Annotated in this window: 28 protein-coding genes and 1 tRNA gene; 11 read left to right on the top strand and 18 right to left on the bottom strand. The window is 45.6% G+C overall.

Annotated elements, in window-relative coordinates; all coding sequences use genetic code 11:
- Nucleotides 1-39: 39 nt before the first annotated feature.
- Nucleotides 40-216 carry a hypothetical protein gene (locus B5G33_RS21365; RefSeq protein ID WP_158229615.1) on the bottom strand — a complete coding sequence of 59 codons (177 nt, stop codon included), beginning with the start codon at nt 214-216 and terminating at the stop codon, nt 40-42.
- Nucleotides 217-413: 197 nt separating this feature from the next.
- On the opposite strand from B5G33_RS21365, the gene B5G33_RS12545 reads away from it, so the two are divergent.
- Both B5G33_RS12545 and B5G33_RS12550 read left to right on the top strand, forming a co-directional pair.
- A complete protein-coding gene (locus B5G33_RS12545; RefSeq protein ID WP_087417875.1) occupies nt 414-1,052 on the top strand; it encodes a trimeric intracellular cation channel family protein in 639 nt (212 codons plus the stop codon).
- Nucleotides 1,053-1,129: 77 nt separating this feature from the next.
- The gene (locus B5G33_RS12550) at nt 1,130-1,576 is read left to right on the top strand and encodes a GatB/YqeY domain-containing protein (RefSeq protein WP_087269460.1); all 447 of its coding nucleotides are present in this window, start codon (nt 1,130-1,132) and stop codon (nt 1,574-1,576) included.
- 183 nt (nt 1,577-1,759) lie between these two features.
- Here the strand turns inward: B5G33_RS12550 and B5G33_RS12555 are convergent, their stop codons facing one another.
- The 7 genes from B5G33_RS12555 to trmB form a co-directional block, all read right to left on the bottom strand.
- Nucleotides 1,760-2,389 (bottom strand): TlpA family protein disulfide reductase, encoded by a 630-nt coding sequence (locus tag B5G33_RS12555; protein WP_087417876.1) that lies wholly within the window; start codon nt 2,387-2,389, stop codon nt 1,760-1,762.
- Nucleotides 2,390-2,402: 13 nt separating this feature from the next.
- A complete protein-coding gene (locus B5G33_RS12560; RefSeq protein ID WP_087417877.1) occupies nt 2,403-3,068 on the bottom strand; it encodes a cytochrome c biogenesis CcdA family protein in 666 nt (221 codons plus the stop codon).
- Nucleotides 3,065-3,859, bottom strand: a complete 795-nt coding sequence (locus B5G33_RS12565) for a SagB/ThcOx family dehydrogenase (RefSeq protein WP_087269451.1) — start codon at nt 3,857-3,859, stop codon at nt 3,065-3,067. Before B5G33_RS12565 ends, B5G33_RS12560 begins: the two co-directional genes overlap by 4 nt.
- A 286-nt stretch (nt 3,860-4,145) precedes the next feature.
- Nucleotides 4,146-4,277: a hypothetical protein gene (locus B5G33_RS22225; RefSeq protein WP_275532362.1), complete on the bottom strand. Its 132-nt coding sequence runs from the start codon at nt 4,275-4,277 to the stop codon at nt 4,146-4,148.
- 240 nt (nt 4,278-4,517) lie between these two features.
- Nucleotides 4,518-4,590 (bottom strand) — tRNA-Lys (locus B5G33_RS12570).
- A 100-nt stretch (nt 4,591-4,690) separates the two neighbouring features.
- Nucleotides 4,691-4,840: a hypothetical protein gene (locus tag B5G33_RS21690; protein ID WP_164496686.1), complete on the bottom strand. Its 150-nt coding sequence runs from the start codon at nt 4,838-4,840 to the stop codon at nt 4,691-4,693.
- Between the two features lie 112 nt (nt 4,841-4,952).
- Entirely contained in the window at nt 4,953-5,606 is a 654-nt protein-coding gene (gene trmB / locus B5G33_RS12575) for a tRNA (guanosine(46)-N7)-methyltransferase TrmB (RefSeq protein WP_087269448.1), read from the bottom strand.
- Nucleotides 5,607-5,819: 213 nt separating this feature from the next.
- On the opposite strand from trmB, the gene B5G33_RS12580 reads away from it, so the two are divergent.
- The 9 genes from B5G33_RS12580 to B5G33_RS12620 are packed head-to-tail and all read left to right on the top strand — an operon-like array spanning nt 5,820 to nt 14,373.
- The gene (locus B5G33_RS12580) at nt 5,820-6,131 is read left to right on the top strand and encodes a hypothetical protein (RefSeq protein WP_087269445.1); all 312 of its coding nucleotides are present in this window, start codon (nt 5,820-5,822) and stop codon (nt 6,129-6,131) included.
- Nucleotides 6,132-6,135: 4 nt separating this feature from the next.
- Nucleotides 6,136-7,176, top strand: a complete 1,041-nt coding sequence (locus B5G33_RS12585) for a V0D/AC39 family V-type ATPase subunit (RefSeq protein WP_087417878.1) — start codon at nt 6,136-6,138, stop codon at nt 7,174-7,176.
- Between the two features lie 18 nt (nt 7,177-7,194).
- On the top strand, nt 7,195-9,153 hold the full coding sequence (locus B5G33_RS12590) for a V-type ATP synthase subunit I (RefSeq protein WP_087417879.1): 1,959 nt from the start codon (nt 7,195-7,197) through the stop codon (nt 9,151-9,153).
- 40 nt (nt 9,154-9,193) lie between these two features.
- Nucleotides 9,194-9,631 carry an ATP synthase subunit C gene (locus B5G33_RS12595; protein WP_087269436.1) on the top strand — a complete coding sequence of 146 codons (438 nt, stop codon included), beginning with the start codon at nt 9,194-9,196 and terminating at the stop codon, nt 9,629-9,631.
- Nucleotides 9,632-9,654: 23 nt separating this feature from the next.
- Complete coding sequence (locus B5G33_RS12600) at nt 9,655-9,963, top strand: V-type ATP synthase subunit F (protein ID WP_087417880.1); 309 nt, start codon at nt 9,655-9,657, stop codon at nt 9,961-9,963.
- Between the two features lie 16 nt (nt 9,964-9,979).
- Nucleotides 9,980-10,567 (top strand): V-type ATP synthase subunit E, encoded by a 588-nt coding sequence (locus tag B5G33_RS12605; RefSeq protein ID WP_087269430.1) that lies wholly within the window; start codon nt 9,980-9,982, stop codon nt 10,565-10,567.
- A complete protein-coding gene (locus B5G33_RS12610; RefSeq protein WP_087417881.1) occupies nt 10,560-12,326 on the top strand; it encodes a V-type ATP synthase subunit A in 1,767 nt (588 codons plus the stop codon). The genes B5G33_RS12605 and B5G33_RS12610 overlap by 8 nt, the downstream gene beginning before the upstream one ends.
- 13 nt (nt 12,327-12,339) lie before the next feature.
- Nucleotides 12,340-13,725 (top strand): V-type ATP synthase subunit B, encoded by a 1,386-nt coding sequence (locus B5G33_RS12615; RefSeq protein ID WP_087417882.1) that lies wholly within the window; start codon nt 12,340-12,342, stop codon nt 13,723-13,725.
- 30 nt (nt 13,726-13,755) lie between these two features.
- Nucleotides 13,756-14,373, top strand: a complete 618-nt coding sequence (locus tag B5G33_RS12620; RefSeq protein WP_087269421.1) for a V-type ATP synthase subunit D — start codon at nt 13,756-13,758, stop codon at nt 14,371-14,373.
- Between the two features lie 221 nt (nt 14,374-14,594).
- On the opposite strand, the gene B5G33_RS12625 is transcribed toward B5G33_RS12620, so the two are convergent.
- From B5G33_RS12625 to pstB, 10 genes are all read right to left on the bottom strand, one after another.
- A complete protein-coding gene (locus B5G33_RS12625) occupies nt 14,595-15,422 on the bottom strand; it encodes a MurR/RpiR family transcriptional regulator (protein ID WP_087417883.1) in 828 nt (275 codons plus the stop codon).
- Entirely contained in the window at nt 15,419-16,177 is a 759-nt protein-coding gene (locus B5G33_RS12630) for an inositol monophosphatase family protein (RefSeq protein ID WP_158229616.1), read from the bottom strand. Before B5G33_RS12630 ends, B5G33_RS12625 begins: the two co-directional genes overlap by 4 nt.
- A gap of 73 nt (nt 16,178-16,250) precedes the next feature.
- The gene (locus B5G33_RS12635) at nt 16,251-17,039 is read right to left on the bottom strand and encodes a PHP domain-containing protein (protein WP_087269411.1); all 789 of its coding nucleotides are present in this window, start codon (nt 17,037-17,039) and stop codon (nt 16,251-16,253) included.
- A gap of 14 nt (nt 17,040-17,053) precedes the next feature.
- Nucleotides 17,054-17,890 carry an energy-coupling factor transporter transmembrane component T family protein gene (locus B5G33_RS12640; RefSeq protein WP_087417885.1) on the bottom strand — a complete coding sequence of 279 codons (837 nt, stop codon included), beginning with the start codon at nt 17,888-17,890 and terminating at the stop codon, nt 17,054-17,056.
- A 4-nt stretch (nt 17,891-17,894) separates the two neighbouring features.
- The gene (locus B5G33_RS12645) at nt 17,895-19,586 is read right to left on the bottom strand and encodes an ABC transporter ATP-binding protein (protein WP_087269406.1); all 1,692 of its coding nucleotides are present in this window, start codon (nt 19,584-19,586) and stop codon (nt 17,895-17,897) included.
- A gap of 11 nt (nt 19,587-19,597) precedes the next feature.
- Nucleotides 19,598-20,434 carry a cell division protein FtsQ gene (locus tag B5G33_RS12650; RefSeq protein WP_087417886.1) on the bottom strand — a complete coding sequence of 279 codons (837 nt, stop codon included), beginning with the start codon at nt 20,432-20,434 and terminating at the stop codon, nt 19,598-19,600.
- A 250-nt stretch (nt 20,435-20,684) separates the two neighbouring features.
- Complete coding sequence (locus B5G33_RS12655; RefSeq protein WP_087269400.1) at nt 20,685-22,340, bottom strand: sensor histidine kinase; 1,656 nt, start codon at nt 22,338-22,340, stop codon at nt 20,685-20,687.
- Nucleotides 22,337-23,014, bottom strand: a complete 678-nt coding sequence (locus B5G33_RS12660; RefSeq protein WP_087269397.1) for a winged helix-turn-helix domain-containing protein — start codon at nt 23,012-23,014, stop codon at nt 22,337-22,339. Before B5G33_RS12660 ends, B5G33_RS12655 begins: the two co-directional genes overlap by 4 nt.
- A 7-nt stretch (nt 23,015-23,021) precedes the next feature.
- Nucleotides 23,022-23,678: a phosphate signaling complex protein PhoU gene (gene phoU, locus B5G33_RS12665; RefSeq protein ID WP_087269394.1), complete on the bottom strand. Its 657-nt coding sequence runs from the start codon at nt 23,676-23,678 to the stop codon at nt 23,022-23,024.
- Nucleotides 23,678-24,439 carry a phosphate ABC transporter ATP-binding protein PstB gene (gene pstB / locus B5G33_RS12670; protein WP_087417887.1) on the bottom strand — a complete coding sequence of 254 codons (762 nt, stop codon included), beginning with the start codon at nt 24,437-24,439 and terminating at the stop codon, nt 23,678-23,680. The genes phoU and pstB overlap by 1 nt, the downstream gene beginning before the upstream one ends.

Genomic DNA, 24,439 nt, shown 5'->3' on the forward strand with positions numbered 1-24,439 from the left:
TCCGTCTCTTTCTGCCAGAATTTCATACTGCAGCCTTTCTTAATCCTGATAGTCTCCCTCACAGTCCTTGCACTTACCATTTACGCTGCACAAAAAATGCAGCATTGTGTCTGGAACCCTTGTACAGGTAGCTTTTGCATACTCTACCTTGTGAGTTCCCCGCTGCTGTGTTCTTGGGCAGTATATCGTATACTCTCTGACATATTTCTCTCCCATATTTCCACCTCATCTTATTCCAAACCGGCTTTATGGTCTATCATAACATCCTTTCTTCTTTTTCGCAATTCTGATCTATATGTATCATAATTACATTTTTTTCCTTTCCAAATACAATCATAAATTGAATCCTGCCTATCCTATATGATATAATGGTCCGCGGTGTAATATATTGCTTTGACAAAAGGAGCTTTTTTATGGATACATTTATATTTGTTCTGGAAATCATTGGCACGATAGCCTTTGCCTCCTCAGGAGCCATGACTGCCATTGAGAAAAAAATGGATATTTTCGGAGTAAATGTTCTCGGCGCTACCACTGCCGTAGGCGGCGGAATGATGCGGGATATCATATTAGGAGTAACTCCTCCTGCCGCCTTCTCCCAGCCAGTATATATCCTTTTCTCTATCTTGACCTCTACTATGCTTTTTGCCATCGTCTATACGAATCCGGAAATTTTACAATCCAGAATTAAAAACCGGTACTATGACAAAATCATGCTTTGGTGCGATACTGTAGGGCTGGGCATTTTTACCGTGGTAGGAATTCAGACTGCATCCCGGATAATCTCTCAGGATAATGCTTTTTTCTTTATTTTCATTGGCGTACTTACCGGTGTAGGAGGCGGTGTTTTGCGAGATATTATGGCTGGAGAAACTCCTTATATACTGGTTAGAGAAATTTATGCCAGTGCTGCCATTGCCGGAGGCATTACCTGTGTGGTATGCAGCAATTCCATGGGAGAGGCCGCAGGAACTGTCCTTGGAATGGCTGTCACTGTAGTTGTCCGCTCTCTGGCTGCTTATTTTCATTGGAATCTTCTCCGCATCAAGTAGAATTTTTCTCCATCCATTGACTCGTTCCGAAGAAATGGTATACTTATAATCAGTTAGAAAAAAGGAGATGTTCAGATATGAGTAAAATTGATGATGTAAGAAAAGCCATGGTTGAAGCCATGAAAGCCAAGGATAAAGACCGGAAGGATTCCCTGTCCATGCTGCTGGCAGCCCTGAAGAACAAAGCCATTGACAAGAGGGAAGACCTTACCGAGGCAGAAGAAAATGAAGTTGTGTTAAAAGAAATCAAGCAGACAAAAGAAACTCTGGAAATGACACCTGCAGACAGAACAGACATTATAGAAGAATGCTCAAAACGTATTGCTGTCTATGAAGAGTTTGCTCCTAAAATGCTCAGTGAAGAAGAAATCAGAGAAGTCATCCAGGGCGTTCTGGCGGAACTTTCCATTGAGACTCCTACCGCAAAAGACAAAGGCAAGATTATGAAAGTTCTTATGCCTAAGGTCAAAGGAATCGCTGAAGGGAAAGTAGTAAACCAGGTACTGGCCTCTATGCTCCAGTAAAAATCCTGGAAGTATTCTCTGTATCAGAAAAAACACGATATCCTGCTGTTTACAGCAGATTTTTCAGATACCACAGCCAAAAGAAAGAGCTGGCACATTGATCCTATATCAGGAATAATGTATAAATATCCTCGATTTTGATTAATGTTCCAGCTCTTTCTTTTTGTTTATCCTTTTTCTGTTTTATTCCACTACTTCATTTAAGAGTTCCTGCAGTGTGGCTTTGGATATCATACCGCTTCCTCCGGTCACCAGTTCTCCGTTGCTGTTAAGAATATAGGTCGTAGGGAAAGCCTGGATTCCGTAGGTTATCACTGCATCCATTTCCTTGTCATAATATACCGGAAAGGAAAATCCCTGTTCTTCTACATAGGCTCGGCCAGATTCCTCTGTTTCGCCCATACAGCCTATTCCATCTACCATAATAAACTGGACCTGATCTTTCAGTTCCTGGTACAACTCTTCAAAATCTGGCATTTCTTCCCGGCAGGGCGGACATTTACTGGTCCAGAAGTTGATCACTGCCGGTTTTCCTTCTAAAATTTCTTTCAGACTGATCTGAGTTCCTTCCTGATCCCACACTGTAAAATCCGGCGCGTCTGCGTATTCTGCAGTTTCCTCCTGAGACTGGTTTTCATCTTCTGTTGTTTCTCCCGAAGTGTCTTCTGCACTCATATCCTCTTCCTGCTTGGCCAGTTCCATTTCCCGCTGACGCTCTGCTTCCTTTTGAAGTTCCTGATAGCCAAATGCCCCGATCACCAGCAGCAGAAAAAAAGCCACTGCTCCCATTATCCATTTCTGTTTTGCGTTCATAACCGCTCCTTCCTCAGCTTACCAAAGCCAGATACTGATTCATCAGCCCGGTCATCATAAGTATTCCCACCAGGATTAAAAGACCTCCTGAAATTTTATTGATTATTCCATAATGGCTTTTTATCCAGTCAAAAGTAGTCTTTAACTTCTGTATCAGCACTGCACTGATGAGGAAAGGAATTCCAAGACCTGCCGAATAGCATAAAAGCAGCAAAATTCCTTGTCCCCAGGAGGCCTGTGAAGATGCCAGCATCAGCGCCGAGCCCAGAAATGCCCCAATACAAGGTGTCCATCCCAGGCCGAATACAATACCAAAAAGGACTGTAGAGACTATCCCCATCTCTGTATTCTGTCCCATACCGCCAGTCCCTTTAAAAAGATTCAGTTTGAGCGCACCCAGAAAGTTCAGGCCAAAAATAATTACCATCAATCCGCAGACCAGATTCACCTCTGTCTGATATCTCCTGAGGAGGCCTCCTATTGTTCCTGCAAACGCTCCCAATACTCCGAAAGTTACTGTAAAGCCCAGCACAAAAGCCAGGGCTTTCCAAAAGGGAGAGCGTTTCTCCTGTCCGCTTCTCCCCCCGGCAAAATATGCCACATATACCGGAAACATTGGAAGGAGACACGGTGATATAAATGTAATCAGACCTTCTAAAAAAGTAATCAAATAAGTCATTCTTCTTCCTTTCTCCTGCCTACTGGCGCCGCATAGACAGTACATTCATAGTCTTTTTCCCCTGAGGGTCCTGGTGCAAAACCCAAAAGCTCATCCAGGCACTCCTGGTCGTAAGCGCCTATGGCACAGGTACCGCATCCAATAGACTCACAGGCAAGGTATAGGTTCTGGCATATGTGGCCTGCATCCAGAAGAATATATTTTGCCGCTTTTTGTCCATAACGCCATTCGGTCCTGTAAGGAAGGGCGCTCCAGACAAAAACCACAGGGGCGGAAGCTGCAAAAAACTGTCCACATAGTGCCTGAGTCAGCTCTGTCTCATAATCTTGCCGGTCTTCCCAAAGTTCCAGCCGGTGGTTTTCCGGAAGGTAATGATAAATTCCTTTTTTCAGCCCCTCTACACTGCTGACAAACAGGTAGGTTTCAAAAGGATGTCTGGAGCCTGCAGAGGGTACGTTCCGGAAAGTTACCGGATTTTTATGTCCCGCCATATTCCGGACGCCCTGGGTTGTCCACAGAAGGTAAGACAGTTCCAGAAGAGTAAGAGTCTCTTCCCTGTACTGTCTTCTGCTCTTTCTCCCTGTGACAAGTTCCAAAAAATTCCCGTTTATGGAAAGTTCTCCAAAGTCCTTTGGCAAAGATATCTCTCCCCGCCCCAGTTTTTCCTTTAAAGGCCTGGGCCCAGGCAGTTTCTGCTGCTGATCTGTAGGCTCCTCTCCTGCATCACTTTTCTGATATCCCTTTAATAGCTCTCTGTTTTTCATAAGCTGATATTTTGTCTTTTCATTCATGGTAAAAATCCTCCTTTCCCCTTCTCCCCACCCAGAGTAGATGTTATTATACCATAAAGTAGAAAGCCAGGCGAGCATTTATGCTCATCTGGCGCCAAGGACTTTTATATAGTCAAAGACCCTCGCGGCAGTCGCCAAATGGACATGCGAGCATGCCCGCTTGGCTCGTTGCTCGCGGGAATAAAAAAGGAGCGGCCCTCGCAAAGCATACCTTTTGTCTTTGCCTAATAGGGCACACTCCCTTATATTCTTATTTTAATTTTCCCAGCCAAAAACTAAGCTGAGTCTAATGGGCAACAGCGTAGGGTTTTCTTTTGAAAATATCTTTTGCCTTCTGGCTGACTTTAGCTTCCATTCCTGAATAGCTGCGCATAAGATCATATTTCATCTGCTTCCGGTTTCTTCTTTCTTTTCTCATTTCAAACACCTCGCTGTTTTCTTTATAGAATAGACACAGCCTGTTTTATGCCTTTTTTCTGCCTGCAGGCCTGCCGGATCTTTGTTTTTCCTACGGCCTGCAGACATTGATTCTGTGGCTGCATATTTATGATAGCACAAGAATGTTTGAAACATATTATGGTTCTTTCAAATCTATGTAAATTCAAAACAAAAAAACACCGTCCCCGAAGCTCTACGGCCTCAAAAACAGTGCTTTAACTGCGCCTTCAGGGACTCGAACCCTGGACAAATAGATTAAGAGTCTACTGCTCTACCAACTGAGCTAAAGGCGCATCTCTTATGTTTTTTGCGTTTTCCTTAACGCAAGAGATATTATAACTCAGGCTTTTACAAAATGCAAGCTTTTTTTTATATTTTTTTAATTTTTTATTTTCATCCTCTTTTTTTGAATTTTACACTTTCTAAAATCTTTTCTGTCTCTTCTATAGATTTGAGGATTTCTGCTGCTCTTGTACCAGCCTTCCGGTTCTGGTAAGCCCACTGAAACAGGGCATTCTCCAGCCCGCCTTTCTTTTTCCCCATAAATTCCCCCCAAAAAATCTTCTATATAATATATGATGTCATAGGAAGAAAGGTCCTGGATATCTGACCTGCTCATCTGGGACGCTGTATCGGAAAATAATCGCCCAGCGTATCAACGCCCGGCGATCATTTTATAGATAGGGTTCCCCATAGAGGAAAATTTCTCTTCATATTCTGTCATTACATTTCCTTCATTCATAGACGGGTCGTGATGAAGGTCAAAGGTATGGGCCATAAGTTTCCATCCTGCTTCCTCTGTTTCTTCCAGAGAAAACTCAAAGAGAGGACGGTTATCTGTCTTAAATTCCACTACCCCACGGGGAGCCAAAATCTGGTCATACCGCTGAAAAAACTGCCGGGAAGTAAGCCGCCTCTTAGCGTGGCGTTCCTTAGGCCAGGGATCAGAAAAGTTTAAATAAATTCTATCTATTTCATTCTTATCAAATATCAGCGGGAGTTCCCTGGCGTCCATCCGGATAAAACGGAGATTTTCCGGAGCAGTTCCCTCCTCCGCCTTTTCTTCCATTTTCTGAACAGCCCTGAGAAGAACACTGTCATACATCTCGATCCCCAGATAATTGATTTCTGGATTCAAATCCGCCATTTCCATAAGAAATCGGCCCTTTCCCATTCCAACCTCTATATGTATGGGATTGCTGTTCCCAAAAACCTCTTTCCAGTTTCCCCTCTTTTCCTGAAGCTCATGAACTACAAATCTATTATTTTCAATGGTTTCTTTCGCTCCCGGTATGTTTCTTAATCTCATGGTATTCCTGCCTTTCCTGATTTACAAAAAAGAGTATACATGATTTTCCATGGGTATTTCAAGTACATTTCCCGAATTCCTGCCTTACCCCTTTTCTTTTCTGATTTGTTGATGCAATTTTATGTTTTTTCCTGTTTTTTCCTTGGATTTTATATGACTTTTCTCTAAAAATGGTGTATGATAAGTGGTAGTAATTTACGAGGAGGAAATTCTATGGAAGACATCATCAACAAACTGGCTGAAATAGAAGCTGCTGCCTCTCACATCATGGATGATGTGTCGGAACAGAAGAAACAGCTGGCTTTGGAATATGACCAGGCAGTTCAGGATTTTGACCGGGCCATAGACGAAGAAACCCAAAAAAAGACAGCCAGTATCAGGAAAGAGCTGGAAGTCCGGATGAAGGAAAAGCTTTCTCATCAGGAATCTGAAACAGCCCGTACACTGAAGCAGATGGAGGACCACTATGAGGAACACCATAAAGACCTGGCTGCTCAAATATATAACCGAATATTAAGGATGTGAGACTATGGGAAATCTGCTTTCTTACAGCGGTCTGTCCACTAAAATCCGGGCCATGCAGAGCAAGCTTGTCGGCGAGTCCCAGTTTCAGGAAATCGCTCAGATGGACTCTGTTCCCCAGGTAATGGCCTATCTGAAAAAGCAGCCTGGATTTTCCGATTTATGGGCAGATTTAGATGAGAACAGCCTTCACAGAGGAGACATTGAAAAGCTCCTCCTTCACACCGTCCATCAAAATTTTGCCAAACTATACCGTTTTGCTAATCCTGAACAGAGGACTTTCATGAAACTCTATTTTAAAAGATACGAGATTGCTATTATGAAAGACTGTCTGCGGAAGGTATTCGATGAAGGACGGGGCGAGCTGGATCTCTCTATTTTTAAATCCTTTTTTGACCAGCACTCGAAGCTGAATATCGAAAGGCTTAGCGAAGCCCCTGCCATAGAGAGCTTTGTAGAAGAGCTGAAGGGTACAGAATACTATGCCCCTTTAAAAAAGCTGAGCAATGATTTCACCCCTTCTCTCTTTGACTATGGTATGGCTCTGGATCAATACTACTTTGCCAATATCTGGTCGGTAAAGGAGAAGCTGTTCAAAAAAAGGGATCTTGCGGAGATTACCACTGCCTACGGCAATAAATTTGACATGCTGAATCTTCAGTGGATCTACCGCTCAAAAAAATATTATCATATGTCGCCGGCAGATATCTATGCACTGCTGATTCCGGTGCACTACCGGCTCTCAAAAAATGACATTACTGCTTTGGTGGAGGCTTCCGACCTGGAAGAATTCCGCCGGGCCCTGGATACCACTTATTACAAAAAACGTTTTCCCGAACTTGCCCCGGAAAAACTGGAAGAATTCTATAATCTGAATCTGAAAACAATTATAGAAAAAGAGGCAAGGAATTATCCACACTCAGTAATTGTGATATATTCTTATCTTTATCACAAGGAACACGAAGTAGACAGGCTGACCACGGCCATAGAATGTGTCCGTTATGGACTTTCGCCTGCTGAGACACTGGATTATATTCATAAAACGTAAGAACTCGGAGGTGATTACATGATCGAGAAGATGAAGTTCCTGAGTATCACGGGACCTAAGACGGATATTGACCGGGTGGTAAACGATTATCTTTCCAAATATGAGATCCATCTGGAAAACGCCATGGCCCAGCTTACTCAGGTCCAGCATTTATCTCCCTATATCCAGATCAATCCCTACAGAGATCTGCTGGCAAAGGTAAATGAATTTGCCAGCCTGCTGGGAAGCACAAAAAATATCCCTATTCAGGATATTTCTCTGGAAGAAATCCAGCCCCTGCTGGACTCCCTGGGAGAAAGGATTTCAAAGCTGCGTCAGGAATGTGATGCCATTATGGCGGAGCGTTCCTCTATTGCTGAGGATCTGAACCGACTCTCCCCTTTTTCTTCTCTGCCTGAAGATGTGGATAAACTGGTCCATTATCGTTTCGTCCAGGTACGGTTTGGAAGAATCCAAAGGGAATATTATGAGAAATTCAAAACCTATGTATATGACGACCTGGACACCATGTTCTATCCCTGCAGGGAAGATTCCGATTATGTCTGGGGATTGTATTTCGTTCTCTGGACCAAAATGGAAAAAGTAGACGCCGTATTCTCTTCCATGCACTTTGAGCGTACCTATTTAAAGAAAGATTACTATCATGGTACGCCTCAGGCTCTCTGCGCGGAGTATGAGAAAAAACTGGAAAATCTCCGCAGAGAGTACGACAGCCGGCAGGATGAGATTCAAAAGCTTCTGGAAAGAGACGCTTCAAAGATCCTTTCCGCCCAGGCAGCCTTAAATGCTCTATCCACAAACTTTGACGTGCGGAAAGTAGCCGCCTGTGTAAAAGAGCATCAGGAAACCTTCTATATATTATGCGGATGGATGACAGAAAAAGATGCCTCTGCCTTTATGAAGGATATTGAAGATGACCCTAACCTTTTCTGCGTGGTAGAAGATGATAAAAACAAAATAAGCTGCAAGCCCCCCACAAAGCTGAAAAACCCTAAAGTCTTCAAGCCTTTTGAAATGTATGTGAAGATGTATGGACTTCCTGATTATCATGAATTAGATCCTACTGTTTTTGTGGCGATCACTTATTCCTTTATCTTCGGCGTTATGTTTGGGGATGTGGGCCAGGGCCTTCTTTTAGCAATCGGAGGATTCCTGTTATATAAGAAGAAACATTTAGATCTGGCAGCTATTATCGGTACCGCCGGTATCTTTTCCACCTTTTTCGGATTTATGTTCGGCAGCGTCTTTGGATTCGAGGATATCATAGACGCCCTATGGCTAAGGCCTGCAGAGGCCATGACCCTGGTCCCGGGACTTGGAAATATGAACACTATCTTTGTGGCAGCCATTATCTTTGGTATGTTCCTGATCCTGCTGACTATGGTCTTCCACATTATAAATGCTGTTAAGGCTAAAGATGTGGAAGGTACCTGGTTTGACCAGAATGCGGTGTGCGGGCTGATATTCTACGGAACTCTGACCGTTTCTGCAATCCTGCTGCTCACAGGAAATCCACTTCCTGCAGCTGCAGTGCTGGTGGTGCTTTTCGCGGTTCCTCTGATCATAATCATGCTGAAGGAGCCCATTACCCGGCTGGCAGAGAAGAAAACTCCTTCCATTGAAGGCAGCAAGCCTATGTTCTTTGTGCAGAGTTTCTTTGAACTTTTTGAAATTATGCTGAGTTTTCTTTCGAATACTCTTTCCTTTGTGCGTATCGGAGCTTTCGCCGTAAGCCACGCAGCCATGATGGGAGTTGTCCTTATGCTGGCTGGCGCAGAAGGGGGCGGCAGTACAAACTGGCTCATCATCGTTCTGGGAAATCTTTTTGTATGCGCTATGGAGGGCCTGATCGTAGGAATCCAGGTACTCCGTCTGGAATACTACGAAATGTTCAGCCGCTTCTACAAGGGCAGCGGAAAGGAATTCCGTCCTTTCTTAAAACGTGTAAACCGCAAAGGTTCATCAGACCAGGCATAGGTCTCAATAGAAAACAGAAAATATTAGGAGGATTTATATTATGACAACTATTATCCAAATCACTATTGCAGCAGCTTTGATCTTAAGCATCATCGTTCCCTTTGGAGCATTTTTCCTGGGAGAGAAAAACAAAAAACGTTACAAAAAATCTCTGGCAGCCAACTGCTTCTTCTTTTTCGGAACCCTTCTGGTGGGCACTATCGTTATGTTCGGCGGAACTGTAAGCGCTCAGGCTGCTACAGACGCTGCAGGTTCCGGTCTGGCAGAAGGCCTTGGATATCTGGGCGCTGCTCTGGTTACAGGTCTTTCCGGCATCGGCTCTGGTATCGCCGTTGCCAGCTCTGCAAGTGCAGCTCTGGGTGCGATCAGCGAAGACGGCTCTCTGTTTGGTAAGTCTATGATCTTCGTTGCCATGGCAGAAGGTATTGCTCTCTATGGTCTGATCATTTCCTTTATGATCCTGGGAAGATTAGGCTGACATATATGGAAGGATGATTTCCTATGAAAATGTTTTTGATCAGTGACAATATTGATACTTACACCGGCATGCGTCTGGCCGGGGTGGAAGGCGTAGTTGTCCATGAAAGAGAGGAGCTTAAAAAAGCTCTGGAGGACGCCATCGCCGACAAGGAAAATGGTGTGATCCTTCTCACAGAAAAATTTGGAAAGGAATTTCCGGATATCATAGACGATGTCCGGCTGAATCACAGCCTTCCTCTTCTTATAGAGATTCCTGACCGCCACGGAACCGGACGGGCCCCCGACTTCATTACTTCCTATGTAAATGAAGCTATCGGACTAAAATTATGACAGGAAGGTGATAGGTATGACAACGGAAGAAAAACTGCAGCACTTTTACGCAGTTTCCATAGAAAGCGCCAAAGAGGAGGCGTCTAAAGCCATTTCTGAATACCGTGCTTCTCTGGAGGAAAACCTGGAAAAGCATAAAAAAGAAAAGAAAGCGGCTTCGGAAAATCAGTTTAAAATAGAATCGGAAAATGCTGCCAGAGAGATTAACAAAGCCCTCTCTTCAGAGCATCTCCATATTAAGCGTCGTCTTTCCAAAAAGCATCAGGAACTTGAAGAAAAGCTTTTCGATGAAGTAGAAGACATGCTCCGGGCCTTCATTGCCACTCCCCAGTATACAGACTGGCTGGAAGACAAAATAAAAAGAGCCCTTGAGGCTGCTGGAGAGGACCAGATGGAAATCTATCTTTCTGCAGGTGACCAGGCTCTGGCAGAGGAACTTGAAAAACGCACAGGAATCTGTCCTCTGATCTCCCAGACTTCTTTCCTGGGAGGTATCCGGGCAGTAATCCCCGAAAAAAATATTCTTATTGACTACACGCTCCTGACCCTGCTGGAAGGGGAGAAGGAAAACTTTAATTTTGACGGAGGGCTGAAATATGAGTAGAACTGGTATTATTTACGGCATCAATGGCCCTGTCATCTATCTAAAAGGAAATACCGGGTTTAAGATGTCCGAAATGGTCCATGTGGGTAAGGAACACCTGGTAGGGGAGGTCATTTCTCTGAAAAAGGATACCACTACGGTACAGGTCTTCGAGGAGACCAGCGGCCTGAAACCAGGAGAGACCGTTACTGCCACAGGAGATGCCATTTCCGTAACCCTGGGGCCTGGAATCCTGGACAATATTTTCGACGGTATACAGAGGCCTCTTTCTGAAATTGCCAGAAGGTCCGGAAAATATATTTCCAGAGGTGTACAGGTAGATTCCCTGGATACGGAAAAACTCTGGGATGTACACATGACCATTTCTCCGGGAATGGAGGTCTACGGCGGAACCATTATAGCCGAGGTTCCTGAAACCTCTTCTATTGTCCACAAATCCATGGTTCCTCCAAATATCCATGGAATTGTAAAATCTGTAGTTCCCGATGGTAAATACAATATTACCCAGACCATAGGAGTGCTGACCCTGGCAGACGGCAGTGATTACGAATTAAAGCTGGCCCAGAAATGGCCGATCCGCGTTCCCCGGCCTACCAGCCGCCGCTATCCGGCCTCTGTGCCCCTGGTCACCGGACAGCGTATCCTGGATACTCTGTTTCCTATTGCCAAGGGAGGCACAGCTGCTGTACCCGGAGGTTTCGGAACTGGAAAGACTATGACCCAGCATCAGATCGCCAAGTGGTCTGATGCAGATATTATCGTATATATCGGCTGCGGCGAGCGCGGCAATGAAATGACTCAGGTACTGGAGGATTTCTCCAAGCTCCATGACCCGAAAACAGGAAATCCCCTTATGGCCCGTACAGCCCTGATCGCCAATACTTCCAACATGCCTGTGGCTGCCCGTGAGGCTTCTATCTATACCGGCATTACTCTGGCAGAATATTACAGGGATATGGGATATGACGTGGCTATCATGGCTGACTCAACTTCCCGCTGGGCCGAAGCTTTAAGAGAGCTTTCCGGACGTCTGGAAGAGATGCCTGCTGAAGAAGGTTTTCCCGCCTATCTGGCCTCCCGTCTCTCTGGTTTTTACGAAAGAGCTGGAATGATGCAGAATTTAAACGGCACAGAAGGCTCTGTATCCATTATTGGAGCTGTATCTCCTCAGGGAGGAGATTTCTCTGAGCCTGTTACCCAGAACACCAAACGTTTCGTCCGCTGCTTCTGGGGACTGGATAAGTCTCTGGCCTATGCCCGGCACTTTCCCGCTATTCACTGGCTTACCAGCTACAGCGAATATCTGGGAGACCTGGCTCACTGGTACAGTGAAAACGTTTCTCCCAAATTTGTGGAAGACCGGAATCAGCTTATGGCTATTCTGAATTCCGAGAGCAGCCTTATGGAGATTGTAAAACTCATCGGAAGCGACGTGCTCCCTGATGACCAGAAACTTACTCTGGAAATCGCCAGAGTGATCCGCCTGGGCTTTCTCCAGCAGAACGCCTTCCATCCTGACGACACCTGCGTTTCCCTGGAGAAGCAGTTTAAAATGATGGAGGTCATCCTCTATCTGAACCAGAAATGCAAGATCCTGGTGGGCATGGGAATGCCCGTATCGGTGCTGAAACGGGAGAACATTTTTGAAAAAGTAATCTCCATTAAATATGATGTTCCCAACGATCATCTGGAAATGATGGATGATTATATGAAAGCCATTGACGATTTTTATAATACAGTAATGGAAAAGAACGGTTAAGGAGGGACTGGAAATGGCAATAGAATATTTAGGATTAAGCGAGATCAACGGCCCTCTTGTTGTTCTGGAAGGAATAAGGGACGCCTCCTATGATGAAATCGTAGAATTCCGTGTTGATGACGGAAGCAGAAAGCTGGGACGTATCGTAGAGATTTACGAGGATAAAGCAGTTATCCAGGTATTCGAGGGCACAGAGAACATGTCCCTTATGAATACCCACACAAGACTCAGCGGACGGCCTATGGAAATCGATCTTTCTCCGGAAATCCTGGGCCGTACCTTTGATGGCATCGGAAGGCCCATAGACGGCCTGGGACCAGTAGCCGCCGAGGCCCGTCTGAATATTAACGGCCTGCCTCTGAATCCGGTGACCAGAGAATACCCCAGAAACTTTATCCAGACCGGTATTTCTGCCATCGACGGACTGACCACTCTGATCCGCGGACAGAAGCTGCCTATTTTCTCCGGCAACGGCCTTCCCCATGACCAGCTGGCGGCCCAGATCGTACAGCAGGCTTCTCTGGGAGGGGACAGTGATGAAAACTTCGCCATTGTCTTTGCGGCAATGGGTGTAAAATACGACGTAGCGGAATTTTTCCGCCGGACCTTTGAGGAAAGCGGCGTATCTGACCATGTAGTCATGTATCTCAACCTTGCCAACGACCCGGTGGTGGAAAGACTGATCACTCCAAAGGTAGCTCTCACTGCCGCAGAATATCTGGCTTTTGAGAAGGGCATGCATATCCTGGTAATCCTGACAGATATCACTTCCTTCTGTGAGGCAATGCGTGAGGTATCCTCCTCAAAAGGAGAGATTCCCTCCAGAAAGGGTTATCCCGGATATCTTTACAGCGAGCTTGCCACTCTGTACGAAAGAGCCGGCATCGTAAGAGGGGGAACAGGTTCTGTTACCCAGATTCCTATTCTGACCATGCCTAACGACGATATTACTCATCCTATCCCGGACCTGACAGGATATATTACCGAGGGACAGATTGTTCTGGAGCGTCAGCTCCATGGACAGGCTATCTATCCCCCTATTAACGTACTGCCCTCTCTTTCCCGTCTGATGAAGGATGGTATTGGAGAAGGCTTTACAAGAGAAGATCATCAGGATGTGGCCAACCAGCTTTTCTCCTGTTATGCAAAGGTAGGAGACGCCAGAGCCCTGGCCTCTGTAATCGGCGAAGATGAGCTCTCCCCTATAGATAAGATCTATCTGAAATTTGGAGAGGCCTTTGAACACGAATTTGTAGGCCAGCGTGCCGATGAGAACAGGAGCATCACCGAAACTCTGGACAAAGGCTGGAAACTGCTGGGCATGATACCAAAAGAAGAACTGGACAGAATCGATACTAAGATACTGGACAAATACTACAAACCCACACAGGAAGAATAAGTAAATGTTTCCCAAAAGAGAGGTGATGATATGGATCCCAATACCTTTCCCACTAAAGGAAACCTGATATTGGCAAAGAATTCCCTGGCTCTTTCCAGGCAGGGCTTCGACCTCATGGATAAAAAAAGGAATATTCTTATCCGGGAGCTCATGGAGCTTATCGATCAGGCCAAAGATATCCAGTCTCAGATTGATATTACTTTCCGTACTGCCTACGCCGCTCTTCAAAAAGCAAATATGGAAATTGGCATCAGCAATGTACAGGAAATCTCCCGGACAGTTCCCATAGAGAATTCTATTGAGATCAAAACCCGAAGCGTTATGGGAACAGAAATCCCCCTGGTCCGCTATGAACCGGACTCGGGAGCTCCCACCTATGCCTACTACGGCACAAAAGCCTCTCTGGATGAGGCCAAGGCTGCCTTTGAAAAGGTGAAGGAGCTGACTATCCGTCTGTCTATGGTAGAAAATTCTGCCTACCGGCTGGCGGTAAATATCAAGAAAACCCAGAAACGGGCAAATGCTTTGAAAAACATTACTATTCCCAAATTCGAGGCTCTTACAAAGAGCATTTCCAATGCTCTGGAAGAGAAAGAAAGGGAAGAATTCACCCGTCTGAAAGTCATTAAGAGGATGCAGAGCGGGTAACTGAGTAACTGAAAAACTTTCCATAAAGAATAAATCTGATAACCGTCCTCTCCGGGCATTAGATATACCGGAGGGACGGTTATTTTAGTAGAGTCTTCTTTTTTAACCGTTCCATTTGCCAAATCCGAATCCAAAGTCTAAAAAACAATTTTACTTTATAAGTTTCGGCTGTTTAGCAACCGTATTGAAACGCAAAATAATTTTCTGTCAAAGGAACTCCTTTACTTCTGCTTAAACTTCTCTTTCAGTTTCTGTATCTTCAGAAGATTCTGGGCGGTATCGCCCTGGTCTTTTTCGGAAAGGGCCAGAATCAGGGCGTCAATCATGGCCGCCGGAGCCGTCATGGAATGAAATTCTTCTTTCTCTCCTCTGTATACATACAGATTAATATCTGCCCGCTGCTCCTGGGGAGCGTACAGGCGGCTGGTAAAGGCCATAGTGGTGTATCCTGCTGTTTTAGCATACTCCAGGATCATTTTTCCTTCTACAGAAACTTTTGAATAGCTGAAAATGATCACCAGGTCTCCTTCTCCCGCATGGACAATCCCTTCGATGACTTCTGAGCCTCCCGAGGGCACCATAAATACTTTATACCCCAATCTCCGCAGGCGGAAAAAAAGAAGCTGGGCGGAGGATGCCGAAGCATTTTTCCCATGGATATAAATATTCCTGGCGCTCTGGATCTGGGAAACTGACCTGGAAAATTCCTTCTGATCAAAATTTTCCAGAGTACTGCTCAAACATTCCTGCTGCATGGCAAACCATTTTCCTATATCAAATCCCTGAGTCTTCAGGAGAGTCCCTGCAATTTTCCCTGCAGCTCCTTTTCCGGTCTTCTGTCCGATGATCTCATTTTTCATTTCCTTAAAGTCCCGGTATCCCAGATGTCTGGCTGCTCTGGAAATCGTAGCTTCTGATACTTCCAGACGCTTTGCCACTTCTCCGATACTCATAAACAGAAACTCATCTGTATGAGACTCCATAAACTCCAGGATCTTCTCGTCTGACTTTGTATATTTCCCTTCTCTCCCCGGTACCGTGATGGTCATAGAACATTCTCCTCTTCTTCCGCAATACAGCGGAACTCTTCTGCGATTCCCGGTGCTGATGCAAAAACTCTTTCCTGATCAGCAAGTACGATTCCTCCGGCTTCTTCCACAAGAAGCTTCCCTGCCCCATAGTCCCAGATATGCAAATGCCCTTCATAAAATCCGTCTAATCTGCCGCAGGCTACATAGGCCAGCTCCAGGGCCGCCGTTCCCACTCTCCGGATGTCCTGGCAGCGGTCATAGATCCTCCGCATACGGGCAAAAGCCCGGTCTGCGTCTTCTCTGCTGCCAGGGGCCGTCCCTATACTGATCAGGCTCTGGGAAAGAGACCGGACATTGCTGACAGAAATCCTCCTGTCATTTAAAAACGCTCCGGAGCCCTTTTTTCCGGAGAAAAGTTCACGGGAAAAGGGATTGTAAACAATCCCGAACTGGACTTCTCCTGCCTCTTGATAGGCAAGAGAGATCACACTATGCTGAAAATCATGAATGAGATTTGTGGTCCCATCCACCGGATCCAGAATCCAGATCTTCCCCTGAGGATCGATCTCTTCATTATCTTTTTCTTCCCCTAAAAACTGGACATCCGGATCTATCTGGGACAGTTTCTCAAAAATCATTTTCTGCACCCGGATATCCACTGCCGTCACATAATCTGTAGGGCCCTTTTCTGAAATATCATCAATGCCCTTCCGCTCTGTCAGCTGCCTTCCGGCTTCCAGAACGATCTTAATTGCTTCACTGAATAAATCCATCTTCATCCCTCCGCTCCTGCATTTTCCCTTTCCTTATATAATACCACAGACTTTCTCCCTAGTGTACTGTCTCTTATTGGCTGATCAATACAGAGACGTAATCTCCGCCGATGGCGTGGATTTCTTTCAGAGCTTTTTTCAAGAGGCCGGCGGTTTTCACCTGAAAACCGGCGTAGTCGGAGATTTTAATGCTGTATCTTCCTGCTTTCATTTCTTCGTACAGGTCTGCCACACGATTGGTTTCTTTTGTAAAATCGGTCCGGATACAGCCATACTGGACAGCCTGGTGGGTGTCGCTGCCTGCCACTACGGGAATGTCCAGCAATTTTCCCAGTTCTCCGGTTTTCTTTTCAGTGGCTGCCCGGTCTGCGGCAATGTCTTTGCCGTTGAGATCCAGAAAGTCCAGACGTCTCAGCTGTTCCAGAGGCAGCTGGGGAATGTGGCCTCCTTCCCGGAAAGGGTGGCCTGCGCCTACGATCACATGATACTCATCAAAAAGATCCCGAAGTTTCTCAAAAGGGAGGAAGGTATCTTTTTCCTTGTGGGGCTCCAGACGTTTATTTAATTCCAGAATTTCCTCCGGCACACCCATACAGAGGATATGGCCTCCCTCTGCAATGTCAGTCTCCATTCCAGCGAAGATCCGCAGTCCCTGGTCTGTAAGCAGGGTGTCTCCATCTCTGTGGTATTTATCCAGAAGATATCCGTAAACCTGATCAAATCCCAAAGTATTAAAATGCTCTGTCAGGCACAAAGCATCCAGCCCTGCTCCTTTCGCTTCTCCAAAAAGCCAGTCTGTATACACAGTGGAGAAAGGAAGCCGCTTTGCCAGCTTCCCGTGTGTATGAAAATCCATATACATATTCTGTTTACCTCCTAAAGTATTGTGGCTGCCAGAACTGTCAGGGAAACCCACAAAAAGGACACTGCCAGAAACAGCAGGTCGTTGTAGGTGACCTTCAGTCCGGAAAGCTTCATTTTTTTAACTTCCTTATTGGCCGCTCCATAACGGTAGCCTTTGATCTCCAGGGCTTCCACTGTTGTCCGGGACCGCTTGGCCGTATTCAGCATAAGAGGATAAAAAGAATGGATGATCATCTTGATCTGGTAGATCAGATACCGGATTTTTCCTATAAATGTGTCTGTATCCGGCGCATTTCCTCTCAGCCTGTAAGACAGAAGCACGTTCTGAAACTCCTCCATAAGCATAGGGAGCATACGATACGCATAGGAGATGGAAAAAGAAAGTTTTTCCGGACAGCCGTACCACATCAGACCGTTAGAAAGCCGATCCGGATCCAGGCCGGAAAACACTGTAATGGAAGCCAGGGATACGGTTGCCACCTTCAGGGTAAGGATCAGAAGAGGCAGGATCGTCTCTGCATTTCCTCCGAAAAGCAGGGATACCACAAAGAGATAGCCGGTCTGGGAAAACACCCCCAGGATAAACAGGAAAAGGACAAGTCCTGCCACCCTTGCCATAATGGTGGTCACTGCCACCAGGAGAAAGCATCCCAGCAGGAATACCAGATCATTGACAAACCAGGGCGCCAGGGCAAAAAACACGTACCATACCAGGAGTATCCTGGGGTCCAGCATGGCAATGACCGTATCATCATTCCCATAGGCGTTTTTCAGCACCTGGTTCCGCAGGAAATCCATGGAAATTTTATCTACTACGCTGTCTGTCAGCTTTTTCATTACTTTTTCCATTTTCTCAACCTCCAAATCCCTTTACAAACTCATCCACCGTGTAGCAATAAGCTTCCTTATCAAGGGCCTGTCCCATAGTAAAGATTTCCGGCGGACGGATCCCGGCTCTGCGGACCGCTTCCTCATTGCCGAAGATCTCGTCTCTGGTTCCGTCTGCGATGATCTTTCCCTGAGAAAGAACAATGATCCTCTGGGCCCATTCACATACCAGCTGCATGTCATGGGTGGCGATCATAACCGTTTCTGTAATGTCTTTCATATCATTCAGTGTTCTCATGATCTCCTTTCTGGTGGCAATGTCCAGATTTGCCGTAGGCTCGTCCAGGAGAAGGATCTCCGGATCCAGAGCAATGCCGATGGCCAGGCTGGCTCTGCGCATCTGCCCTCCGGAAAGGAGACGGCCATCCCGGTCTTTCAGGGAAGTAAGGCGGAACCGTTCCAGAAGCTTTCCTGTCCTCTCCTCCCAGTCTTTCACTCCCCGGACCTTCATGGCAAAGGAAATGTCATTTTCTATAGAGTCCTTGATAAACATATCCTCCGGATTCTGATATACCAGAGACACATATTTGGAAAGATTTTCCGGCTTAGCCTTTCTGGTGTTGATATCCTTGATAAACACATCACCGGACGAGGGCTTTAAAAGCCCTGTCATCATTTTCATTAATGTGGACTTTCCCGCTCCATTGGAACCTATGAGAGCGATCTTCTCCCCCCGGCAGATTTCCAGATCCAGATCCTCAAAGATCTTTCTGGGTTCTCCTTTCACAGACCGGTAGGAAACTGCCGCATGCCGGTATTCCACAGAAGGCTCTGTCTGCTTCTGTCTGATTCGAAACTCCATATAGCGTTTATCAAAAGTCAGATTCTGAAAAGCCTTTTTCCCGTCTTCTACAGTAGAAGGGTATTCCTTTTCATGGGGTATGGCCCCTTTTTTCTCCAGCCCATAGGCTGCCAGAGTTACCTGAGGCGGAAAGATATTGCAGGCCTGAAGCTCTTCTACCCTGCTCAAAGCTTCCTTAGCCGGAAGTTTCCATTCCACATGCCCGTCCTTCAAAAGCATCACATGTTTACAGTAGTCTGCAATATATTCTGTATGATGCTCAATGACAATAATCGTTTTTCCCTGCTTCTCGTTTAATTCCCGCAGGATCTCATAGATCCTGTCTGCATGGTGGGGATCCAGCTGAGCAATAGGTTCGTCCAGGATCAGAACCTCCGGCTGGAGGGAAACCGCTCCCGCCAAAGCCAGAAGATGGGTCTGGCCCCCGGACAACTGGAACACATAATCATTTTCTCTCCCTGTAAGACCGCAGAGATCCAGGGCCTCCAGACCTCTCTCCTTATAATCCTTCATGCCGTAGTTCATGCATGCATAAGAGGCGTCATCCAAAACTGTCGGACGAACGATCTGATTCTCGAAATCCTGATATACATAGCCTGCTTTCTGAGCCAGCGTTCCGATATCTGCCTCCAGCGTAGAGATTCCTCCCACCAGCACTTCCCCCTGGAAATCACCGGTAATAAAATGGGGGATCAGCCCATTCATAACTTTACAAAGAGTGGACTTTCCGCAGCCATTATTACCCACGATAGCCAGAAAGTCCCCTTTTTCAATCTCTAAATTTACATCTTTTAAAGTAGGGGCCTGGGCCCCCGGATAAGAATAGGTAAGATTTTTTATTTCTATACTGTTCATAATCACACTCTCTATGCACGCTCAGCAGCACTGTCTGCTTTTTTCTTGATAACCAGAATCGCTATAATAGCCACGGCAGCAGCCACTGCTATTCCTGCCGCCATTGCTGTACCGCTTTCGGCCCAGCTTGCTTCCCAATCGATGAGAGACATGCCGCTTTCTGCCAGCATCTCCGATGCAATAGCCACTGCAAAGGCAGCCAGTGAACAGACCAGTACCTTCAGCCCGATAGGGGCCAGGGCTGTCTTCTCGGTTCTTGGCTCCATTCCCAGAAGCGGCTCGATTTTTCCATAAAGCTTCGGCACCAGGAAAAGGGTAGGAAGCATACAAAACAGGATTCCTGAAAATATGATATCATTGAGGCAGGCAAAGCCTTCTGTGGCAAACACACTCTGGGGAAGTCCGGGAACCGCTTCAAAATCCTGTACTGCAAACTGAACTTTCAGGATATCCACGATCATACCCAGGATCTGCTGAATGGCTACACCGCTGATAGCGGCGATCCCTACCATTTTCCGGTTCTTCGGGTTTCTCACCAGACGGCCTGCAATATATACGCCGATGGTAACTGTAATGAATTTTTCCAGTTCTCCAAGTCCGCCAAACTGACCCAGCATGATCTCACTGAAGACCAGTTCTCCTGTAGCTGCTCCCAGAGCCGCTGACATAGGATCAAAAAGCATTGCCAGCACTAAGGGGATAAACAGGAAATATTCTACAGAAAATTCTACAATTCCCACCTGGAAGGAAGGGATCAGTTCTGTAAACAGCGTTGCTAATCCATAAAGAGACATGGTAAGTACAAATACCATTAATTTCTGCGACTGCGTCAGTCTTTGTGTTTTCATTGTCGTTACTCCTCCTGAAAAATAATGATTTTCTTTTTTACAGGAATATGATAGCAACGGCAGTTTAAATCTGATAGCATGTTTTTGTAAAATGTAATTTAATTTTCTTAATTCTGCTTTTATAAAATTTAATTTTCATTTTAAAATTTTACTTGAGAATATTGAAATGAAAAAAATAGTATCCTGTAGAATCCTGGTCTATAAAGCCTGGATTTTACAGGATACTATTTTTTCTCAGCATCTATTAGTGCTATTCCGGCAGTGTAAGGATAAACTTGCTGCCTTCTCCCAGGGTACTCTCTACTTTTATATCTGCTCCCAGGAACATTGCACCATGTTTTACAATGGAAAGTCCCAGTCCAGTTCCGCCGATAGCTTTGGAATGGCTCTTATCTACCCGGTAGAATCTTTCGAAGATTCGTTTCTGATCTTCCTCGGAAACTCCGATTCCCGTATCTTCCACAGTAATCACAGGACGCTCTCCATCCTGAGATATGGTTACGGTGAGGCTTCCACCTTTCTTATTATATTTGATTCCATTATCGCAGAGATTATAAATAATCTCATCCAGTATCGTTTTTACCGTATCTGCCTTAATATGCGGGCCATAGAGATAGCAGTGGACGCCTTCTGCCTTAGCATGGTCTTCCATCCGCACAAAAATCTCTCTTACCATTTCGTACAAGTCCACACTCTCTTTTTCATAAGGAAGTTTTCCCTCGTCCAGCTGAGAAATCTTGATCACATCATTGACCAGAACGATCAACCGCTGAGCTTCTTTAAAGATACGTCCCGCAAACTTTTTCGTATCTTCTGGTTTTACAAAACCGTCGCTTATAATCTCAGCAAAACCTGAGATTGAAGTAAGAGGGGTCTTCAGCTCATGGGATACATTTGCTGTAAACTCCCTGCGCATCTGCTCCCCTTTCATCTTTTCTGTCACATCCAGAATCAAAATCACTGCCCCGGTGACTTTTTCATCCTGGAACACGGGATTGGCAGCTACCTGGCAGGTGATGCCCTGGAATTCCTGATAGGATATCACATGCTGTCCACTCAGTACCTTTTCCACTGTCTTCTGAAAATTTTCGCTTCTATTCAGTGCCAATACACTCTGTCTGGCATCCTTGTCTTTAGCTCCCAGAAGCCTCAATGCACTAGAATTATAAGACAGAACTTCTGTGTGAGAATCTATGACCAGAAATCCCTCTTCCATGTTGTCGGTGATCATGGAAAATTCTTCCTGCTGACGCTTTGCCTCAGTAATCTCTGCCTGAAGGGATTTCTGCTGCCGATTAATCCTTGAAAGGAGAGGGGCCACCTCTTCATAAGTCTGGTTCTCCTCCGGATGGTCCAGATCCAGCCCATTTAACGGATTTACGATCTGTTTTGCCAGTCTGGACGCCAGCACTCCTGCCAGAACCAATGCAAGGATCAGAATGATCAACAGGGGCTGGATCATACCCCCTAAAAGTCCAGTCAGGTTATACTGCACACTGGAAACTCGAAGCACTGTGCCGTCACTGAGACGTACAGCATAGTACAGGGTCCTGCGGGAAAGGGTGTCCGATTCCCTTACTGCCATTCCGCTTCCCTCTTCCATAGCTTCCTGGATTTCTTCTCTGTCCATATGGTTTTCCATATCTGCTGCATCTGAACGATTATCAAAAAGTACAGTGCCGTCTGTGTCAATGTAGGTGATCCTCTCTGCCTCTGAAGGAATAGAGTCAAAAGCGTTCATGCCCTCGTCCTCTACAGCAATAGAAAGGAACTCCGCCTCTGTGCGGAGTTCCTCCTCCAGCTGATTTCCAAAATGGTTATACAGTACACCTATGGTCAGCCCTCCGCTGGCCAGAAGCACGATCACAGACGCCAGGATTATAGATTTAAAAATCCTTTTTGTCATGAAGGTCCTCCTATCTTATAGCCCATACCTCTTACTGTCTCAATATAGTGTCCCGCCTCTCCCAGCTTCTGCCGGAGAGTACGGATATGCACATCCACGGTTCTGCTTTCACCGTCAAACTGATATCCCCATATTTTATCCAGGAGCTGTGCTCTGGTAAATACTATACCAGGATTAGAAAGCAGCAAAAGCAAAAGCTCAAATTCCTTTAAAGTAAGGACAACCTCCCGGTCTCCTACTTTTACCTGATGTTTTTTCTGAGACACGTACAGACCGTCTATAGTGTATTCTTTATCTGTCTGCCCTGTCTTACCGCTTCTTCTGAGAAGAGCTTTGATCCTGGAGACCAGTTCCATCATACGGAAAGGCTTAGGTATATAGTCATCTGCACCGCTGTCCAACCCTTTTACCGTATCATATTCGCTGCCCTTTGCAGTCAGCATGGCAATGGGAAGATTTTTCGTATCTCCTCTTTTTCTCAGTTTCGCCAGAATATCCAGTCCGTCTTCCTCTGGAAGCATAATGTCCAGAAGGATCAGATCCGGCACTTTATTGTCTAAAGCTTTCCAGAAGTCGGAGGGTGTTCCGAAACCTTCTGCCTCCATACCCTGACTGTTCAGGGTATAGACTACCAGTTCCCGGATGCTCTCATCATCTTCTACTAAATAAATCATGTATCCTCTACTCCTGTCCAAGAGCCTCATGTACCCCTGTTATGGAATATTCCACCCACTGGGCAATATTCTCTGCATGGTCACCGATACGCTCTAAATATTTTGCGATCATAATCAGGTCAATATAGTATTCAGCGTTCTTAGCATCCTTCTGCATAAGTTCAGGAAGTTCTCCTTTTACTTTAAGGAACAGATTATCTACAATATCGTCAGATTTCACTACTTCTTTGGCAGCCTCTAAATCTCTCTTTACAAAAGAATCTATACTTCCGGTTACCATCTTGATAGCAGCTTCTGCCATCTCCCCGATATGAATCTTATGAGCGATCTCCTGTACTTTCACAAACTCTGCCATATTCGCGATATCCTGGGCCTGGTCTCCGATTCTTTCCATATCTGAGATCATCTTTAAAGCAGAAGAAATATTCCGCAGATCTGTTGCCACTGGCTGCTGCTGAAGGAGAAGGCGCATACAGAGAGTTTCAATATCTCTCTCCTTCTGATTGATCTCTTCTTCTATAATATCCACATCTTTAATGCTGGCATTTGTATTCTCTTCCATAAGAAGATCTACCGCTTTGCGGATCCCTCTCTCACAGAGAGAACCCATCTTAATCAGTTCCAGATTTAATTCTTCAAGCTGCTGGTCGAATCTTGGTCTCATCAGCCAAACCTCCCTGTAATATATTCCTCAGTTTTCTTATTCTTCGGCATAGAGAAGATCTGCTCAGTCTCACCGTATTCAATAACTTCTCCAAGAAGGAAGAATGCGGTCTTGTCAGAAATTCTGGCTGCCTGCTGCATATTATGAGTAACCATGACAATAGTATAATTCTTCTTTAACTCTACTGCAAGTTCCTCGATCTTAGAAGTAGAAATCGGGTCAAGAGCGGAAGTAGGCTCGTCCATAAGAAGGACTTCCGGTTCTACGGCCAGAGCTCTGGCGATGCAGAGACGCTGCTGCTGTCCGCCGGACATTCCCAGAGCACTTAATTTCAGTCTGTCTTTTACTTCATCCCAGATGGCTGCGCCTCTTAAAGAACGCTCTACGATATCATCCAGTTTTACTTTAGAACGGATGCCGTGGGTTCTGGGTCCGTAAGCAATGTTGTCATAAATGCTCATTGGGAAAGGATTAGGCTTCTGGAATACCATACCTACTCTTTTTCTCAGAAGGTTTACATTCATATTACCATAAATATCCTCTCCGTCCAGAAGAATCTGTCCGGTGATCTTGCATCCCTCTACCAGGTCGTTCATACGGTTCAGGGATTTCAGCAGTGTGGATTTACCACATCCGGAAGGACCGATAAATGCAGTAATCTCGTTAGGCTGAATCTCCAGGTTAATATTTTTTAAGGCCTTAAAGGCTCCGTTATCATAATAAAGATCCAAGTTGGAAATCGAAAATTTACTCTTGCTCAT

This window comes from Blautia sp. An81 (assembly GCF_002161285.1).
Lineage (GTDB): Bacteria > Bacillota > Clostridia > Lachnospirales > Lachnospiraceae > Blautia > Blautia ornithocaccae.